At 71.3% G+C, this 17,774-nt stretch carries 18 protein-coding genes and 1 tRNA gene; 13 read left to right on the top strand and 6 right to left on the bottom strand.

Translation table 11 applies throughout. The features are described from left to right. The first annotated feature begins 14 nt into the window (after positions 1–14). The 3 genes from ACOACQ_RS19415 to ACOACQ_RS19405 all read left to right on the top strand — a co-directional run bounded on the left by ACOACQ_RS19415 (position 15) and on the right by ACOACQ_RS19405 (position 2,887). On the top strand, positions 15–1,319 hold the full coding sequence (locus ACOACQ_RS19415; RefSeq protein WP_378602846.1) for an MFS transporter: 1,305 nt from the start codon (positions 15–17) through the stop codon (positions 1,317–1,319). 73 nt (positions 1,320–1,392) lie between these two features. After that, a complete protein-coding gene (locus ACOACQ_RS19410; RefSeq protein WP_378602843.1) occupies positions 1,393–2,160 on the top strand; it encodes a helix-turn-helix domain-containing protein in 768 nt (255 codons plus the stop codon). A gap of 55 nt (positions 2,161–2,215) precedes the next feature. Next, positions 2,216–2,887 carry a hypothetical protein gene (locus tag ACOACQ_RS19405; RefSeq protein ID WP_420289091.1) on the top strand — a complete coding sequence of 224 codons (672 nt, stop codon included), beginning with the start codon at positions 2,216–2,218 and terminating at the stop codon, positions 2,885–2,887. 5 nt (positions 2,888–2,892) lie between these two features. On the opposite strand, the gene ACOACQ_RS19400 is transcribed toward ACOACQ_RS19405, so the two are convergent. Genes ACOACQ_RS19400 through ACOACQ_RS19385 form a run of 4 tightly spaced genes read right to left on the bottom strand, consistent with a single transcriptional unit; the run spans position 2,893 to position 5,206 of the window. After that, positions 2,893–3,723, bottom strand: a complete 831-nt coding sequence (locus tag ACOACQ_RS19400) for an MBL fold metallo-hydrolase (protein ID WP_420289090.1) — start codon at positions 3,721–3,723, stop codon at positions 2,893–2,895. 4 nt (positions 3,724–3,727) lie between these two features. Next, positions 3,728–4,597: an NUDIX hydrolase gene (locus ACOACQ_RS19395; RefSeq protein ID WP_378602834.1), complete on the bottom strand. Its 870-nt coding sequence runs from the start codon at positions 4,595–4,597 to the stop codon at positions 3,728–3,730. Beyond that, complete coding sequence (locus ACOACQ_RS19390) at positions 4,594–5,052, bottom strand: RidA family protein (RefSeq protein WP_378602831.1); 459 nt, start codon at positions 5,050–5,052, stop codon at positions 4,594–4,596. Before ACOACQ_RS19390 ends, ACOACQ_RS19395 begins: the two co-directional genes overlap by 4 nt. Position 5,053: 1 nt before the next feature. Beyond that, positions 5,054–5,206: a hypothetical protein gene (locus ACOACQ_RS19385; RefSeq protein ID WP_182481284.1), complete on the bottom strand. Its 153-nt coding sequence runs from the start codon at positions 5,204–5,206 to the stop codon at positions 5,054–5,056. A gap of 108 nt (positions 5,207–5,314) precedes the next feature. On the opposite strand from ACOACQ_RS19385, the gene ACOACQ_RS19380 reads away from it, so the two are divergent. From ACOACQ_RS19380 to ACOACQ_RS19350, 7 genes are all read left to right on the top strand, one after another. Further along, on the top strand, positions 5,315–5,728 hold the full coding sequence (locus ACOACQ_RS19380) for a hypothetical protein (protein WP_420289089.1): 414 nt from the start codon (positions 5,315–5,317) through the stop codon (positions 5,726–5,728). 82 nt (positions 5,729–5,810) lie between these two features. Beyond that, on the top strand, positions 5,811–6,971 hold the full coding sequence (locus tag ACOACQ_RS19375; RefSeq protein WP_420289088.1) for a sensor histidine kinase: 1,161 nt from the start codon (positions 5,811–5,813) through the stop codon (positions 6,969–6,971). 5 nt (positions 6,972–6,976) lie between these two features. Next, positions 6,977–7,645, top strand: coding sequence for a response regulator (locus ACOACQ_RS19370; protein ID WP_420289210.1), 669 nt, complete (start codon positions 6,977–6,979; stop codon positions 7,643–7,645). A gap of 61 nt (positions 7,646–7,706) precedes the next feature. Further along, positions 7,707–8,480, top strand: coding sequence for an ABC transporter ATP-binding protein (locus ACOACQ_RS19365; protein ID WP_420289087.1), 774 nt, complete (start codon positions 7,707–7,709; stop codon positions 8,478–8,480). After that, positions 8,480–10,906 carry an ABC transporter permease gene (locus ACOACQ_RS19360; RefSeq protein WP_420289086.1) on the top strand — a complete coding sequence of 809 codons (2,427 nt, stop codon included), beginning with the start codon at positions 8,480–8,482 and terminating at the stop codon, positions 10,904–10,906. Before ACOACQ_RS19365 ends, ACOACQ_RS19360 begins: the two co-directional genes overlap by 1 nt. A 104-nt stretch (positions 10,907–11,010) precedes the next feature. Continuing rightward, positions 11,011–12,009, top strand: a complete 999-nt coding sequence (locus ACOACQ_RS19355; RefSeq protein ID WP_420289085.1) for an ArsA-related P-loop ATPase — start codon at positions 11,011–11,013, stop codon at positions 12,007–12,009. A gap of 3 nt (positions 12,010–12,012) precedes the next feature. After that, complete coding sequence (locus ACOACQ_RS19350) at positions 12,013–13,194, top strand: ArsA family ATPase (RefSeq protein ID WP_378597540.1); 1,182 nt, start codon at positions 12,013–12,015, stop codon at positions 13,192–13,194. Between the two features lie 43 nt (positions 13,195–13,237). On the opposite strand, the gene ACOACQ_RS19345 is transcribed toward ACOACQ_RS19350, so the two are convergent. Further along, complete coding sequence (locus tag ACOACQ_RS19345; protein WP_378597541.1) at positions 13,238–13,519, bottom strand: WhiB family transcriptional regulator; 282 nt, start codon at positions 13,517–13,519, stop codon at positions 13,238–13,240. Positions 13,520–13,745: 226 nt separating this feature from the next. Between ACOACQ_RS19345 and ACOACQ_RS19340 the strand changes: the two genes are divergently transcribed. Beyond that, entirely contained in the window at positions 13,746–16,073 is a 2,328-nt protein-coding gene (locus ACOACQ_RS19340; protein WP_420289084.1) for a penicillin-binding protein, read from the top strand. Positions 16,074–16,085: 12 nt separating this feature from the next. Here the strand turns inward: ACOACQ_RS19340 and ACOACQ_RS19335 are convergent, their stop codons facing one another. Further along, on the bottom strand, positions 16,086–16,544 hold the full coding sequence (locus ACOACQ_RS19335; RefSeq protein ID WP_420289083.1) for a GatB/YqeY domain-containing protein: 459 nt from the start codon (positions 16,542–16,544) through the stop codon (positions 16,086–16,088). A gap of 36 nt (positions 16,545–16,580) precedes the next feature. On the opposite strand from ACOACQ_RS19335, the gene ACOACQ_RS19330 reads away from it, so the two are divergent. Beyond that, complete coding sequence (locus ACOACQ_RS19330; RefSeq protein ID WP_378597544.1) at positions 16,581–17,513, top strand: metallophosphoesterase; 933 nt, start codon at positions 16,581–16,583, stop codon at positions 17,511–17,513. A gap of 90 nt (positions 17,514–17,603) precedes the next feature. Further along, positions 17,604–17,680 (top strand) — tRNA-Pro (locus ACOACQ_RS19325). Positions 17,681–17,774 lie beyond the last annotated feature (94 nt).

The raw sequence follows: 17,774 nt of genomic DNA, 5'->3' as shown, positions 1-17,774 counted from the left end.
GTTAGCCTTGCTGGGTGAACCTCCCCGCTGCGACCACCGCACGGGGGGCGTACCCCATCTGGGCCGTCGGGCTGCTCGTCTACCTGCTGGCGGTGTTCCACCGCTCCTCGCTCGCCGTCGCCGGCCTCGCCGCGACCGAACGCTTCGACATCGGCGCCTCGCAGCTCGCGACCTTCACGATGCTGCAGCTGCTCGTCTACGCGGCCATGCAGATCCCTGTCGGCCTGCTGGTCGACCGCTTCGGGCCGCGCCGGGTGCTGCTGACCGGTGCTGTGGTGCTGATCGTGGCGCAGGCCGGCTTCGCCTTCGCCGACACGTACGCACTTGCGTTGCTCGCCCGACTCTTCGTGGGCATCGGCGATGCGATGACCTTCATCTGCGTGCTGCGCCTGGTCACCACGTGGTTCGCTCCGCGGCGGATCCCGTTGATGACCCAGCTGACCGGCGTCCTGGGTCAGCTCGGCGCGATCCTCGCCGCCGTACCCATGACGTGGGCGCTGGGGAACCTGGGCTGGACGCGCTCGTACCTGCTCGCCGCGTCGCTCGGCATCGTCCTGGTCATCGCGTTGCTCTTCATCGTCCACGACGCACCGACCTCGCGATCGATGCGCGGTCCGGCGCTGTCGTGGACCCAGATCCGCACCAGCCTGGGGGCGTCGTGGGCGCAGCCCGGCACCCGTCTGGGCTTCTGGATGCACTTCTCGACCCAGTTCAGCGCGACCACGCTCGGCCTGTTGTGGGGCTACCCGTTCCTCGTCCAGGGCGAGGGCCGCTCCGACCACGTGGCCGGACTGTTGCTCACCCTGATGGTCATCGCGGTCATGGCGACCGGTCCGGTCCTCGGCTGGGCGATCACCCACCACCCGTGGCACCGCTCCACGATCGTGATCGCGATCGTGGCGTCGATCGTCGTCGTCTGGACCGCGGTCCTGTCCTGGCCCGGGCCGGCCCCGCTGGCACTCCTCGTGCTGCTGGTGATCGTGGCCGGCGTCGGCGGACCGGCGTCGATGATCGGCTTCGACCTCGGCCGTACGTCGAATCCGGCCGACCGCCTTGCCAGCGCGACCGGGATCATCAACCAGGCCGGCTTCCTCGCAAGCCTGCTGCTCGTCGTCGGCATCGGCGTGGTCCTCGACTGGCGCACGCCCGGGTCGAGCACCGACTACACGCCCGACGCGTTCCGGGCGGCGATGTCGTGCCAGTACCTGCTCTGGGGCGTCGGCCTCGTGCAGATCTGGCGCTACCGGGTGAAGGCGCGGGCCAAGATCATGGCCGAGGAGCCCGAGGCGTACGGCCGGGTTCCGAACGTTCTGGGCTGAGCCTGAGTCGATTGCAGGAAACCTATAAGTTCTTATAGGATTATCGCAATCAGAGACGGTCAGGAAGGTCGCCATGTCCGGTGTCCGCGTCAGCGTGGTCGAAGCCGCCGAGATGCTCGGCGTCCATCCGCAACGCGTCCATCAGCGCATCCGGGAAGGGTCCCTGCCCGCGGAGAAGGTCGGCCATCAATGGGTCGTCGAGGTCAACGACGTACGTCGGATCAAGCATCACCGTGGGCCGGGGCGGCCGCTGTCGACCAAGTCCGCGTGGGACCTGCTCGCCGTTGCCGCCAGCGATCAGGCCGCGGCGGAGCTCAGCCCGCCCGCCCGATCGCGTGCTCGGTCGCGGCTGAGACGTCTGCTCGAGCAGGCGTCCTCCGAGGACATCGACGATGCCGCAGCACAGGTCGTCCACGCCTTGCGCAATCGAGGTGTGCGGGCGCTGTTCGAAGCCTCGTCCCGCGACCTGCCCGACGTCCGTGACGACGAGCGCGTCCACCTTTCCGGTGTCTCGCTCGCAGCGGCGAACATGTCTGCCGCCGGCGTCGCCGAAGGATACGTGGCTGCCGACGACCTCGACGACCTCGTCGCGGACTACCTGCTGTCCCCTGCTCGTGACTCTCGAGCCAACGTCATCCTCCACGTCGTGGACTCCGACGAGGCAATCCCGGTCGCGCTGGGTGACCTCGATGAGGTGGCGTGCTCTCCGCTCGCGCTCGCGGCGGACCTGGCCGAGCACGACGGCGTCCGCGAGAAGATCGAAGCCATCCGTGTGATCGCCGACCTGCGTGCCGCGATCGTTGCACGGGAAGCCCACATCAGCGGAGCGGATCATGGCTGAGCCCGTCGAACTGCCTGCGATGAACGAGCCACAGAAGCAGTCGTGGCACGCCCTCATGGACCTCTACAACCGCATCAGCACCGACTGGACCCTCATCGGCGGACAACTGGTTCACCTGCATTGCGCCGAACGAGGCGCCACACCGACCCGCCCGACCAATGACGTCGACACCGTCGTCAACGTCCGTGCCTCCACCACCATGCTGGAATCGTTCACCGGTGCGCTGAAGGACATGGGGTTCACACCGGACACTTCGGGCGATGGCATCCAGCACCGCTGGCGGCGCGACCGGGCCCAGATCGACGTCCTCATCCCGGAAGGCATCGGCCAACGCGCGGCGGCTCGACTCGGCGCAGGTGGAGCCCCGACCATCTCCGCGCCCGGCACCACCCAGGCTCTCAACCGGAGCGAGCCCGTGCTCGTAACGGCCGACGGCCGAACCGGCACCGTCCTCCGCCCGAGTCTCGTGGGAGCCCTCGTCGGCAAGGCCGCAGCGCGAACCGAGATCGCCGCCGACCGTGCCAGCACACGGCACTGCACCGACTTCGTTGTTCTGGCCAGTCTTGTCTCGGCCCGTGACTTCCGGGAAGCCGCGTTGGTGAACAAGGACCGCACGCGACTGCGAAAGATGCTCACCTACTGCCGAAAGGACGACTCCGCAATGTCAGTGGAGAACGCCACCGAGGCTCTCGACCGACTCGAGCGTGCGGCGAAGCTGAACGACTGAGCCGTTCACCGGCCCGCGAGGTACGACAGCTGCGCGCGCACCGACCACTCGGCCGCCACCCACAAGGACTCGTCCACGTCGGCGTACACGACCTCGACGACCTTCCGCGGCAGGTCGGGGTCCTCGGCGACGTCGGGCGGCAGTTGGGCCGGGCTCAGCCCCAACCGCCCGAGGGCGGCCTCGACCTGGGCGAGGCGTTCGCGGCGGTGCACCACGTAGTGGTCGAGCACGGCGGCCGCGTCCGGCAGGACCGGACCGTGGGCCGGCCACAGCGACTGCGCCCGGCCGTCCGTGACGAGCGCACGCATCTTCGCGATGGAGTCGAAGTAGGAGCCGAGGTCGCCGTCCGGGTGGACGATCACGGTGGTGCCGCGGCCGAGCACCATGTCGCCGGTCAGCAGCGCGCCATCGGCCTCGACCAGCAACGACACCGAGTCGCTCGTGTGGCCGGGCGTCGTCAACACCTCGACCTGCAACCCGGCGACCGACAGCACCTCACCGTCCACGATCGGCTCCGAACGCCAGCACTGGTCGGGGTCCAGGCCACGCACGCCGCAGCCCATCCGCTCCGCGAACGAGCGGGCCGCCTCGGTGTGGTCGAGGTGGTGGTGCGTCACCACGACGGCCTCCACCTGCCCGGCGACGGCAGCGACCGCGTCGAGGTGGTCGTCGTGCAACGGCCCCGGGTCGACCACGATCGAGCGGTCGGCGCCGGGTTCGCGCAGGATCCAGGTGTTGGTCCCGTCGAGCGTCATGATCCCGGGGTTGGGCGCGAGCACGCAGCGCCCGCGGGCGCCGTACTCGCCGCCCTCCCAGGGCACGAACACTTCGGTCACGACCTCAGGACCTCCGGGCCGCCACCAGCGGCCGCAGGTCGTCGGGCATCGACAGGGTGAAGCCGTCACCCAGCGGCTCGACCTCCGGCATGAACATCTCGACCGTGCGGCCCACGCTCGCCGCCATCACCTCGTCGAGATCGGCGTGGGTGCCGATCTCCAGGCAGGTGAGGTACGTCGGCGGGAGCATCGCGAGCTCGCCGCGATCGGCCTGGTCGGCAGCCTCGGCGGCCGGCAGCCACACGACCTCCGACGACTCGGTGGAGACGTCGCGGGTGCGCTGGCCCTCGGGCAGCCGGGCCGCGAAGAAGTAGGTCCGGTAGCGCTTGGGTTCGAAGATCGGCGTGAGCCAGCCGGTCCAGACGCCGAGCAGGTCGGTTCGCAGCACCAGCCCGCGGCGGGTCAGGAAGTCGGTCATCGACTCGGCGCGCGACTCGAGCGCCACCCGGTCGGCCTCCCACTCGTCGCCGGTGGTGTCCGCGATGACGTTGTCGACCGAGGTGCCGGCGAGCAGCACGCCCGACTCCTCGAAGGTCTCGCGCACCGCCGCGCACACGAGCGCCCGGGCGACGTCCTCGGTCGTGCCGAGGCGGGCCGCCCAGTCGGCCGGCGAGGGCCCCGCCCAGGCGACGGTGTGGTCGTAGTCGCGCGGGTCGACGCCACCACCGGGGAACACGCACATGCCGCCGGCGAAGGCCATCGTGGTCTGGCGGCGCAGCAGGTAGACCTCGGGCGCTCCATCGGCGCCGGGGCGCAGCAGGATCACGGTCGCGGCGTCGCGCGGCTCGGCGGCCTCACGCTGCCCGTCGGCGTACTCCCGGGCGAGCGCGGCGAACTCCTCGGGCAGCGGGACCGGAGGGAGGGGAATCCTCACCCGACGACCTCGGCGATGACCTCGACCTCGACCGCCGAGTCGAGCGGCAGCACGGCGACGCCGACAGCCGAGCGCGCGTGCACGCCGAGCTCACCGAACACCGCGCCGAACAGCTCGGAGGCACCGTTGGCCACGGCCGCCTGGGCCGTGAAGTCCGGGGCCGAGGCGACGAAGACGCCGACCTTCAGGATGCGGATGCCCTCGAGCGTTCCGGTCACCGAACGGATCGCCGCCATCGCGTTGAGCGCACACTGGCGGGCGCACTCGTAGGCCACCTCGGGGGTGACACCGTCGCCGACCTTGCCGGTCGCGACGAGCACGCCGTCGCGCATCGGGATCTGCCCGGCGGTGTAGACCATCGCGCCGCTGCGGACAGCGGGGAGGTAGGCCGCGACGGGCGGCACGACCTCCGGGACGGTCAGTCCGAGCTCGGCGAGCCGCTCCTCCGCAGTCACGTCACTCGGCCGGACGCTTGAAGTACGCGATGTCGTTGCCGCCCTGGCCGGGGATGAGCGTGACGAGCTCCCACCCGTCCTGGCCGAAGTTGTTGAGGATCTGCGCCGCAACGTGGTTGAGGACGGGCGCTACCTGGTACTCCCACTTGGTCATGCTCCGCACGATACTCAGGCCGGTCGAGGCCGGCACCGCCGCCCGATCCCGGGCGGGCCGGGCACGCCACGGAGTGGCGCCCGTCACAACTTGTGCGACGATGCCGCCGTGAGTCTCGACAACGCCGTATGGATGTTGACCGGGCTGGCCGCGGTCGTCGTGCTCCTGACCAGGATGCGCCTCTCCTCGGAGCAGTCCCAGGCAGGCCACGCGCTCGTCCCTCTCGGGATCGTCCGGGCCCACACCATGGTGGGCGTCGTGGCACTGGCCGTGTGGATCTACTACCTCTCCTCCCCCGACGGGACCGTCGGTGCCGTCGCCCTGGCGGTGTGGTGGATCGAGGTGCTGATCGGCCTGCTGATCCTCACCCGGTGGATGTCGCGCCCGAGCAAGCACGCCGCCGACGCGACGGGCGACAGCTGGGCGCAGGGACCGGCCCTGTCGATCCTGGGCCACATCGGCATGCTGCTGGGCATCAGCTTCTTCACGTGGATCGTGCTGGCCGACAAGCTCGCTGCCTGAGCGCTGGTCCCCCGGAGCTGCCCTGATCCAGGTCCACCCGTGGTCTGACGCGCGAGCGCGGCCTGCCCTCTACGGTGGACCGGTGGCTCGACCAGACCGGCAACCGTGGCGCCTCGGCCCGCGGGGCGTGCGGTGGTTCGACCTCGGCCTCACCGCCTTCCTCCTGCTGCCCGTCCCGGCGTTCCTCCTCTTCGGGAACCCGCTCCACGGACTGCTGATGCTGGTCCAGATCGCTCCCCTGGCCGTACGGCGGCGGTGGCCGGTGCCCGTGTTCGCGGTCGTGGCCCTCGGCAGCGCCGTCCAGGCCCCTCTCGTCGACATCCCGCTGTGGAGCCAGGTCGCCTTCCCGATCGCGACCTACTCGGTGGCCCGCTTCGGCTCGGCCTGGTGGAGCGCGGCAGCGATGGCCACCGGCCTGCTCGGCGCGGGCATTGCCTCGGTCGTCTGGCTGCGCGGGTACGACGGCACGCAGCTCACCTTCCAGAACGTCTCCGCCTACTTCCTCACCATCGCCCTCGTCGTGGTCGTCGCATGGGCGCTCGGCACGCTCAACCGCGTCCGGCAGTCGTACGTCGATGCGCTGGTCGAGCGCGGACAGCGACTCGAGCACGAGGCGGCGCAGCAGGCCGCGCTGGCCGCGATCGAGGAGCGGCAACGGATCGCGCGCGAGATGCATGACGTCGTCGCCCACGGACTGACCACGATCGTGGTGCAGGCGGACGGGGCCCGGGCCGTGGCCGCAACGGATCCCTCGGTCGTCGTACCGACCCTCGCGACGATCGCGGACACCGGACGCGAGGCGATGGCCGAGATGCGCCGGATGCTCGGCCTGTTGCGCGCCGACGGTGCCGCGACCGCACCGCAGCCCCGGCTGGCCGACCTGGCCGGCCTGGTGGCCGACGCGAAGGGCGCCGGGACACCGGTCGTGGCCGACCTGCCCGACCCCGTGCCGACCGTCTCCGACGGGGTGGCGCTCACCGTCTACCGCGTGGTCCAGGAGTCGCTGACCAACGTCCGCAAGCACGCCGGTCCGGGCGCGTCGGCAGGCGTCCGGTTGCGGATCGACGACGGGACCGTGGTGGTCGAGGTCGACGACGACGGACGGGGCGCCGCGGCCCGCGACGACGGCGGCGGACTCGGGCTCACCGGCATGCGGGAGCGGGTCGGCGCCCACCAGGGCGACCTGACGGCGGGCCCGCTGCCCGGCGGCGGTTACCGCGTCTGCGCGAGGATCCCGCTGTGAGCTCCGTGAGCGACCCGATCCGGGTGTTCCTCGTCGACGACCAGGAACTGGTCCGGGCCGGGTTCCGGATGCTCATCGACAGCCAGCCCGACCTCACGGTGGTCGGCGAAGCGGGCGACGGCGGCGAAGCGCTCGAGCGACTGGCCGTGACGGGGTGCGACGTCGTCCTGATGGACGTACGGATGCCGCGCCTGGACGGCGTCGAGGCGACCCGTCGCCTGACGGAGCGGCCCGGTGCGCCGCAGGTCATCGTGCTCACCACGTTCGACCTCGACGAGTACGCGTTCGCCGCGATTCGCGCCGGCGCTGCGGCGTTCCTGCTCAAGGACGCGACGCCCGAGGTCCTGCTCGGCGCCGTACGGACCGTCCACGACGGCGAGTCGGTGGTGGCGCCCAGCACGACCCGTCGCCTGCTCGAGCACTTCGCCACCACGCTCCCGGGCCCGGCGGCGCCCACTCCCGACCAGCGCCTCGACGCGCTCACCGATCGCGAGCGCGAGACGCTCGTGCTCGTCGGCCAGGGCTTGTCCAACGCCGAGATCGCGGCGCAGTTCGTGGTCTCGGAGGCGACGGTCAAGACCCACATCAACCGACTGTTGTCGAAGACCGGCTCCCGCGACCGGGTGCGGCTCGTCGTCCTCGCGTTCGAGACCGGGCTGGTCCACCCGCGGTAGGACGCCCGGATCAACCCGCGGCCTGACGATCCGGGCGCCGCTGACGACGAGGCTCGTCGGCATGACCTCCCTGCAGACCAGCCCCCCGACTCCCGTCGCCGACGCGGCCCTCGCCGCCAGCGCCCGCGGCCTCACCCGGACCTACGGCCGCGGCGACACCCTGGTGTCGGCGCTGCGCGGCGTCGACCTCGACCTGCCGACCGGCCGGTTCACCGCGATCATGGGCCCGTCGGGCTCCGGCAAGTCGACCCTGATGCACTGCCTGGCCGGACTCGACCAGCCGACCGGCGGCACCGTCAGCGTCGCCGGGCAGCCCCTGGAGTCCCTCGACGACGACGCGCTCACGCGGTTCCGCCGCGACCACGTGGGCTTCGTGTTCCAGGCCTTCAACCTGCTGCCGATGCTGACCGCCGAACAGAACATCTGGCTTCCCACCGAGCTCGCGGGACGTCCGCGCGCGGACCACCGCGGGCGCTTCGACCACATCGTCGCCACCCTCGGCCTGACCGACCGCCTCACGCACCGGCCGGCCGAGCTGTCCGGCGGCCAGCAGCAGCGGGTGGCGATCGCCCGTGCCCTGCTCACCGCGCCGGCGATCGTGTTCGCCGACGAACCGACCGGCAACCTCGACAGCACCTCGTCCGCCGAGGTGCTGTCGTTCCTGCGCGGCTCGGTGCGCGAGCTGGGCCAGACCGTCGTGATGGTCACCCACGAGGTCGACGCGGCCGGGTACGCCGACGACGTCGTCGTCCTCGCCGACGGCCAGGTCACGCACCACCTCCACGACCCGTCCCGGGCCGACCTCGTCGCCGCGCTCGCCGGCCGGAGTGCCTGATGCGCACCGTGCTCCTCGCCTCCCTGCGGACCCACACCCGGCGGTACGGCGCCGCACTGCTCGCCGTCGTCGTCGGCGTCGTGTTCATCGTCGTCACCGGGGCCCTGTCCTCTGCCGTGCGGGACGGACTGACCGCCGATGTCTCCGTGCCGTACAACGGCGCGGACGCCGTGCTCGACAAGCCGGCCACCGCCGACGCGACCCGCCTGCTGGAGGCCGCACCCGCGGCCGGCGCCGACGCGTGGCTGATCGGCTGGACCCTCCAGCAGGTCACCCATGACGGCAAGGTGGTGGACAGCAGCGCCGACATCGCGCAGGTGCCCGACCGTCCGGACCGGCGCTGGCAGGAGCTCGTCGACGGGCGGTTCCCCGCCCGGGCCGGCGAGGCCGTGGTCGACACCAACGCCGCCAAGGTGGCCGACGTCGGCATCGGCGACCGGCTCCGGATCGGGTCCGGCAGCGAGGCCCTCGACGTCGAGGTCGTCGGCCTGGCCGACTCGCCCTCGGCCTTCTCGGTGGCGTCCGTCTACGTGCTGTGGGAAGACCTGTCCCGGTGGGAGGACAGCCTCTACGTCAGCAGCGTCGCCTGGGCGGGCCCCGGCGGGCTGAGCGAGGCACGGGCGGCGATCCGGGACGTCGTACCGACGGCGGAGCCGATGAGCGTCCCGGCCTTCGCCCAGCTCGTCCAGAAGGAGATCAACAACGAGGTCGACATCATCGCGATCATCGTCCTGCTCTTCGCCTCCATCGCGCTCCTGGTCGCGGTGCTGGTCATCAACAACACGTTCACGATCCTCTTCGCGCAGCGTGCGCGGGACTTCGCCCTGCTGCGCTGCGTGGGGGCGACCCGACGCCAGCTCGTGCGCTCGGTCCGCCTCGAGTCACTCCTGATCGGCGTCCTGGCGGCGGTCATCGGCATCGGCGCCGGGCTGGGCCTCGGCCATGGCCTGGTCGCCTTCGTGCGGGCGCAGTGGCCGGACGCGCACCTGGGTGAGGCCTCGGTGGGTGCGGCATGGCTGCTCGTCGCAGCGGTCGTCGCCGTCGGCGTCACGCTCGTCGCGGCCTGGCTCCCGACCCGCCGCGTGGTCAGGGTGAGCCCCCTGGCCGCGCTCCGCCCCGACGACAGCACGCAGGTGGGCACCTCCACCGGTCGCATCCGGCTTGCCGTCGGCCTGCTCGTCATCGCCGTCGGCGCGCTCGCGCTGGTCGTCGCCGTCCAGGTGACCAGCCCGCCGGCCCTCATCGCGGGCGGCACCACGACCTTCGCCGGCGTGCTCCTGATCGGCCCGGTGCTCGTACCGGCGCTGATCCGCGCCTTCGGTCACGTCACCGGCCGCGTCCTCGGGCCGGCCGGCCGGCTGGCCGCCGGGAACGCCGTCCGCAACCCGCGCCGGACGGCCGCCACGGCGGCGTCACTCCTGATCGGCGTCACCCTGACCACCGCGGTCCTGACCGGCATGGCCAGCTCCCGATCGGCGCTGGCGGACAAGATGGACGAGCAGCACCCGATCGACGTCGCGATCACCGGCACCGGTCCGTTTTCGCCGGACGTCGTCGAGCGGGTCACGGCCGTCGACGGCATCGACGCCGTGGCGACGGTGCCCGGGACGACCGCCCGGGTCGAAGGCCTCGGCCTCCTGCCCGTCATCGCCCCACCAGGCTCCACACACGGAGTCCTCCACGGCGACCTCGCCGAACCGGGCCCCCGCCAGCTGCAGGTGCCGTGGGACCTCCTCGGCGACGGCGTCGAACCGGGCGACCGCGTCGACGTCACCGTCGGCGACCGGACCGAGCGCCTCCGGGTGGTCGGCGGCGAGGGCTGGGGAGAAGCCGCCCTGGTCCGGCGTACGACGCTGGACCGCCTCGCCCCGGATCCGTCCGTGCAGGCCCTCTGGGTCCGTGCGGCGGACGACGCCGATCCCGAGGACCTCGCCGGCTCCCTCGAGGCGATCGCCGTACCGATCGACGCCGGTGTCGAGAACGGACTGGCCCGACGGGCGTACGTCGACCTCCAGCTCGACGTCGTGACCGGGGGTGTCGTGGGACTGCTCGCGATCGCGGTGCTCATCGCGCTGGTCGGCATCGCCAACACCCTCGGCCTGTCCGTCCTGGAACGAGGCCGCGAGCACGCGCTGCTGCGGGCGCTGGGCCTGACCCGCCGCCAGCTCCGGCGGATGCTCGCCACCGAGGCCGTCCTGCTGGCCGTGGTCGCCACCGTCCTCGGCACCGCGCTGGGCGTCACGTTCGCCTGGGCCGGCGTGCAGGCACTGGTCGGGCCGGTGGTCAGTGGCGCCGGCCTGGTGCTGCCGTGGACCCAGCTGGCCCTGGTCGTGACGGCATCGGCGGTGGCCGGGCTGCTCGCCGCGGTGGTGCCGGCCCGCCGGGCCAGCCGTACGACGCCCGCGGCGGGGCTCGCCATGGAGTGAGCCGGGAGCCGACCGGCAGCGACCCCGGGGTCGGCGCAGCGGCGTGGGGAGGTTCACGGGACGGATCAGCACCCGTGGGCCTCCCCTGTCGCTACGCTGCCCCGGTGAGTGATTGGGCGAAGGTTCGTCTGCATGTCGTCTCCGGCAAGGGCGGCACGGGCAAGTCGACGGTGGCCTCCGCACTGGCGCTCGCGCTGGCCAGCCGGGGCAAGAACGTGCTGCTGTGCGAGGTCGAGGGCCGCCAGGGCATCGCGCGGATGTTCGACGTCGACCCCCTTCCGTACGTCGAGCGTCGCCTGACCACCGGCCTCCCCGACGAGGACGGCGGCCGCGGCGTCGTGCACGCACTGCACATCGACGCGGAGTCCGCGCTGCTGGAGTACCTCTCCATGTACTACCGCCTGGGCCGCGCCGGGAAGGCGCTGGACCGCTTCGGCGTCATCGAGTTCGCCACCACCATCGCGCCGGGCGTGCGCGACGTGCTGCTGACCGGCAAGGTCTACGAGGCCGTCGAGCGCAACAGCCGCAACAAGGGCGCCATCACCTACGACCACGTCGTGCTGGACGCGCCCCCGACCGGCCGGATCTGCCAGTTCCTCAACGTCAGCAACGAACTGGCCGGGCTGGCGAAGGTCGGTCCGATCAAGGCCCAGTCCGACACGATGATGACCCTCTTCCGGTCGCCGCGTACGGCGGTCCACCTGGTCACCGTGCTCGAGGAGATGCCGGTGCAGGAGACCATCGACGGCATCGCCGAGCTCCGCGCCAACCGGCTCCCCGTCGGTGGCGTCATCGTCAACCTCGTCCGGCCGCAGGACCTCACGGCCGACGACCTCGCAGCCGCCCGCACGGGCGGCCTCGACCAGGCCGCGATCGAGAAGGACCTCACCGCCGGGGGCCTCGCGGTGACCCCGACCCTCGTCGAGGACCTCGTCGCCGAAGCTGCCGACCACGCCGAGCGCCGCGCACTCGAGGACTCGCAACGGGCGCTGGTCGCCCAGCTCGACGTGCCGTCCTACGAGCTCCCCCGGATCGCCGGCGGCATCGACATCGGCGGCCTCTACGAGCTGGCCGCGCACCTCCGAGCCCAAGGGATGGCCTGAACCATGGCCCGCAGCAGCACGCAGCGACAGACCCGCGTCGGCCCCGCCACCCCGCCCGCCCGGCGCGCGGGCGCCCTCGACGTCGACGCCCTCCTCGATGACCCGAAGACCGGGATCATCGTGTGCTGCGGTTCCGGCGGCGTCGGCAAGACGACGACCAGTGCCGCGCTCGCGCTCCGCGCCGCCGAACGCGGGCGGAAGGTCGTCGTACTCACCATCGACCCGGCGCGTCGCCTGGCCCAGTCGATGGGCATCGCGGAGCTCGACAACACCCCTCGTCCCGTCAGCGGCGTCAATGGCGAGGGCAGCCTCGACGCGATGATGCTCGACATGAAGCGCACCTTCGACGAGGTGGTCATCGCCCAGGCCAGCCCGGAGAAGGCGAAGCAGATCCTGGCCAACCCGTTCTACATCGCGCTGTCGAGCTCGTTCGCGGGCACGCAGGAGTACATGGCGATGGAGAAGCTCGGCCAGCTGCACCGCGACTCCCGAGCGGCCGGCACCTACGACCTGATCGTCGTGGACACGCCCCCGTCGCGCTCCGCCCTGGACTTCCTCGACGCCCCCGAACGGCTCTCCAGCTTCCTCGACGGCAAGTTCGTCCGGCTGATGATGGCGCCCGCCAAGGGCCCGGCGAAGTTGATGACGGCCGGGTTCAGCCTGATCACGAACGCGCTGACCCGGATCCTGGGCGCCCAGTTCCTCAAGGACCTGCAGACCTTCGTGTCCGCGCTCGACACCGTCTTCGGCGGGTTCCGCCAGCGTGCCCAGCTGACCTACTCGCTGCTCAAGGCCGACGGTACGGCGTTCCTCGTGGTCGCCGCACCGGAGCCGGATGCGCTGCGCGAGGCCGAGTACTTCGTGGAACGGCTCAGCGAGGACGGCATGCCGTTGGCCGGACTCGTGATCAACCGGGCCAGCCCGGAGCCGGCCGGGGCACTGTCCGCGGACGAGGCGATGACGGCGGCCGAGCGGCTGCGCCAGCAGGATGCGGGGTCGCTGACGGCCGGGCTGCTCCGGTTGCACGGCGACCGGGTGCGGATGGTGCAGCGCGAGGGCATGCTGCGCGACCGGTTCGCGACCGCCCACCCGCAGGTGGCGACGGTCGTCGTGCCGGCGCTCGCCGGAGACGTGCACGACCTCGACGGGCTGCGCACGGTCGGCACCCTGTTGGCACAGGGGTGAAGCAGCCGGGAAGGCCGCTCGCGCAACCCTCCCGGATCAGGCCTCAGACAGCCGGAACGCCCTGGCCGTCGCGCGCGTCCTCAAGGACCTTGCGCCACGATGCACTCGGGCGGCGGCGCAGGAGCGCACGGCGCTCCCGTTCCGTCATGCCGCCCCAGACGCCCCACTCGATCTGGTTGTCGAGCGCCTCGGCGAGGCACTCGGTGCGCACGGCACAACCCGCACACACCTGCTTGGCCTTGTTCTGCTCTGCCCCACGGACGAAGAGCTGGTCCGGCTGTGATTCCCTGCAGGCCGCCCTGGGCGCCCAGTCATCTACCCACATGTTGTCCCCTTGTGGTTCCCACCTCCGAAGAGCCAGCACCCCCACAGCGCATGGCCTCTTCGACTTGAACAAAGTAAAGGACAACTACCCCTCACCAACATCGCTCGTTCTGCCCAACCTGTCTAGTCACATCTGACTAGTCGCACGGCAGGCTGAGCGTGGCGGTGCCTCCGGAGGGGCACGCGACGAGTCCGGTCCGCACAGGTACGTCCCGTACCCTGAGGCCATGTCCCGCACCCGGTTCGACGGCCTGCCGCCCGGCAAGATCGCCTCCCATCTCGGCGTGATGCTGCTGGTTTCTGCCGTCCTCGGCGTCGTCGTGTCCGGCCTGGCGATCCCCTTCGCCGGCGTCCTGGGCTTCACCGCCCGCAACGTGGCCGAGTCCGTCGACGACCTCCCGCAGCAGCTCGCGACCGAGCAGCTGCCGCAGCGCACCGAGATCAAGGACAAGGGCGGGCGCACCATCGCCACCCTGTACGACCAGAACCGCGTCGACGTACCCCTGCGCCAGATCTCGCGCACGATGGTCGAGGCCATCGTCGCCATCGAGGACTACCGCTTCTACCAGCACGGCGCTCTCGACGTGAAGGGCACGGTGCGCGCCCTGTTCACCAACCAGGCCGCGGGCGGCGTCGCCCAGGGCGGCTCGTCGATCACGCAGCAGCTGGTCAAGCTGACCCTGATCAACCAGGCCAAGACCGACGAGGAACGCGCCGCAGCGACCGACGACACCTACGGTCGCAAGCTCAAGGAGCTGCGCTACGCGATCGCGCTCGAGAAGCGCCACACCAAGGACTGGATCCTCGAGCGGTACCTCAACACGGCCTACTTCGGTGACGGCGCGTACGGCGTCCAGGCCGCCGCCCAGCACTACTTCAGCGTGAACGCCAAGGACCTCGACCTGCGCCAGGCAGCCCTGCTGGCCGGACTGGTGCAGAGCCCCGAGGCCTACAACCCCACCAAGAACGCCGCGCAGGCGATGGTGCGGCGCAACATCGTGCTCGGCCGGATGGCCCAGCTCAGCGTGGTCACCGACGCCGAGGCGGACGAGGCGAAGAAGCGCAAGCTCGGCCTCAAGGTGCAGGAGCAGCCGAACGGGTGCGTGAACTCCGGCGCCCAGTTCTTCTGCGACTACGTCGTGCGCTGGCTCAAGACCGACCCCGCCCTGGGCGAGACCCCCGCGGAGCGTGAGGCGCTGATCTTCAACGGTGGCCTGACCATCAAGACCACCATCGACATGCGCTTCCAGAAGGCCGCGCAGGCGTCGGTGAAGTCCCACGTCTTCAAGGACGACCTGGCCGTCGGCGCGCTCGCCCTGATCGAGCCCGGCAGCGGCAACGTCCGGGCCCTTGCCCAGTCGCGGCCGATGGGCAAGAAGAAGGGCCAGACCTTCCTCAACTACGCCGTCCCGACCAAGTACGGCGACGCGGCCGGCTTCCAGCCCGGGTCGACGTTCAAGGCCTTCGTGCTCGCCGCGGCGGTCCAGAAGAAGATCCCGCTCAGCAAGCGGTTCCCCGCGCCCAACCCCGGCCGCTTCGTCGAGAGCGAGTTCGAGACCTGCGACGGCCCGTACCAGAGCAGCGGCATCTGGACGCCCGGCAACTCCACGCGCTCGTCCGCCGCGCCGAACCTCTACGAAGGCACCCAGAAGTCGGTCAACACGTTCTTCGTCAACCTCGAGAAGGAGGTCGGCATCTGCGAGCCGTGGAAGCTCGCCAAGCGGATGGGCATCCGGTCGCTGACCAAGGCGAACATCGTCCCGTCGTTCACGCTCGGCGTGGCCAGCGTCAGCCCGCTGGAGATGGCTGAGGCCTACTCGACCTTCGCCGCGCGCGGCCTGCACTGCGACGCCCGCCCGGTCACCCAGATCGAGGACGTCGACGGCAACGTGCTCAAGAAGTACGAGAAGAGCTGCACCCAGGTGCTGGCCAGCCCGGTCGCGAACGCCGTCAACGACGTGCTGCGTGGCGTGATCGCCCCCGGCGGATTCGGCCAGGCGCTGTCGCCCGGCCAGCCCGCAGCGGGCAAGACCGGTACGACGAACGGCAACAACTCCGTCTGGTTCGCCGGCTACACGCCGAACCTCGCCGGTGCCGCGGTGGTCGCCGGCGTCAACCGCAAGGGCCACCCCGAGTCGCTGGACGGCAAGTCGGTCGGCGGGCGGACGCTCTACACGTCCTCCGGCTCGACGACGGCAGGCCCGCTCTGGGGCGACACGTTCAAGGCCATCGCGCAGTACCTCGAGGACGAGGACTTCGAACGCCCCTCGGGCACCGACGTCGCCGGCGTCCTGACCCCCGTGCCCTCGGTGGCCGGTCGTTCCTACGAGGACGCACGCGCGACCCTCGAGGACCTGGGCTTCAGCGTCGTCCGTGGCGGCACCGTCGACTCGGGCTACCGCGCCGGCCTCGTCGCCTACTCCTCACCGGGCTCGGGCGCCGACCTCGGTGCGGGCGACACCGTCACCCTCTACATCTCCGACGGCAGCCCGAAGGCGGCGAAGAAAAAGAAGAAGCGCGGCGGCGGCGGACCGCCGCCCCCGGACGACGACTGACGTCGCGCCGGCTCAACCGAGCTGGCGTCGTACCTCCGCGGCCACGGCAGCGCCGTCGGCGCGGCCCTTGACCTGCGGCGTCACGATGCCCATCACCTGGCCCATGGCCTTGGGGCCGGCACCCGCGGCGCCGACCTGCTCGACGGCAGCGGTGACGATGGCGGCGATCTCCTCGACCCCGAGCTGCTGGGGCAGGTAGTCCTGGAGCACTGCCGTCTCGGCGCGCTCCTTGGCGGCCTGCTCGGGCCGGTTGCCCTCCTCGAACGCCACGGCGGCCTCGCGACGCTTCTTCGCCTCGCTGGAGAGGACGGTGAGCACCTCGTCGTCGGTGAGCTCCTTGGCGACCTTCCCGGCCACCTCGGCGTTGGTGACGGCGGTGAGGACCATCCGGAGGGTGGACGACCGGACCTCGTCACGGGCCTTGATGGCGGTGGTGAGGTCGGCGCGCAGACGGTCCTTGAGGGTGCTCATGCCTTGATTGTGCCTGCCGTGTGATGTGCTTGCCGAATGGGATTCGGGCGAGCTCTGCTGCGCGGCGTCGGCGTCGGCGGCGTGCTCGGGGCCGCTGTGACGTCGTACGCGGCCTGGGAGGCCCGTCAGTACACGGTGCGGACCTACGACGTCCGGGTGCTGCCGGCCGGCATGCGGCCGCTCCGCGTCCTGCACCTGACGGACATCCACATGACGCCCGGGCAGACCCGGAAGCAGGAGTGGCTGCGGTCGCTGGCCGCGCTCGAGCCCGACCTCGTCATCGACACGGGCGACAACCTCGCGCACCGCGATGCCGTCCCCGTCGTCCTCGACAGCCTCGGCGACCTCCTCGACGTGCCGGGCGTCTTCGTCCACGGCTCCAACGACTACTTCGAGCCGGGCGTGCGCAACCCGCTGGCCTACCTGACACCGGACGACGGCAGGCGCCACACCGACGTCCCCCAGCTCCCCTGGGGCGACCTGACCGCGGGGATGGCAGGCGCGGGCTGGCTGGACCTGACCAACCGTCGCTCGCGGTTGACCGTCGGCGAGACGACCTTCGCGTTCGCGGGGGTCGATGACCCCCACCTCGCGTACGACGACCTGGCTGCCGTCGCCGGCCCGGCCGAACCCGACGCCGACCTGCGCATCGCGGTGGCCCATGCGCCGTACCTCAGGGTGCTGGACCAGTTCGCCCGGGACGGGTACGACGCCATCATCGCCGGGCACACGCACGGCGGCCAGGTGCGTCTGCCCTGGCCCGGCGGCTCCCGTGCGCTGACCACGAACTGCGACATCGAGCCGGCGCGGGCCAGCGGCCTGCACCGCCACCCGGCCGACTCCCGGCCGGGCGACCCGGGGTCGTCGGTCCTGCACGTCTCCGCAGGCATCGGCACCAACCCCTACACCCGGGTCCGGATCGCCTGCCGGCCCGAAGCAGTGGTCCTCAACCTGCTGCCCGTGCCGTAGCCACGACCCGGCTCCCGATTGCAGGTCGGCCTCCCGCCTCCGCTATGCTCCCGTGCTTGTGAGCCGTCCCCGCAAGGGGCTGGTGATCGGCGGGCTGTGGCGCAGCTTGGTAGCGCGCTTCGTTCGGGACGAAGAGGCCGCAGGTTCAAATCCTGTCAGCCCGACCATGTGATCTCGCAAGAGATAGGAAAGATCCGAACCCTCATTGGGGGTTCGGATCTTTCTGGTTTTTGGGTTGGTAGTCGCGGTTGGTGTCGATGG

Source organism: Nocardioides sp. CPCC 206347 (assembly GCF_048654605.1).
Lineage (GTDB): Bacteria > Actinomycetota > Actinomycetes > Propionibacteriales > Nocardioidaceae > Nocardioides.
This window is presented reverse-complemented; position numbering and strand designations above follow the sequence as displayed.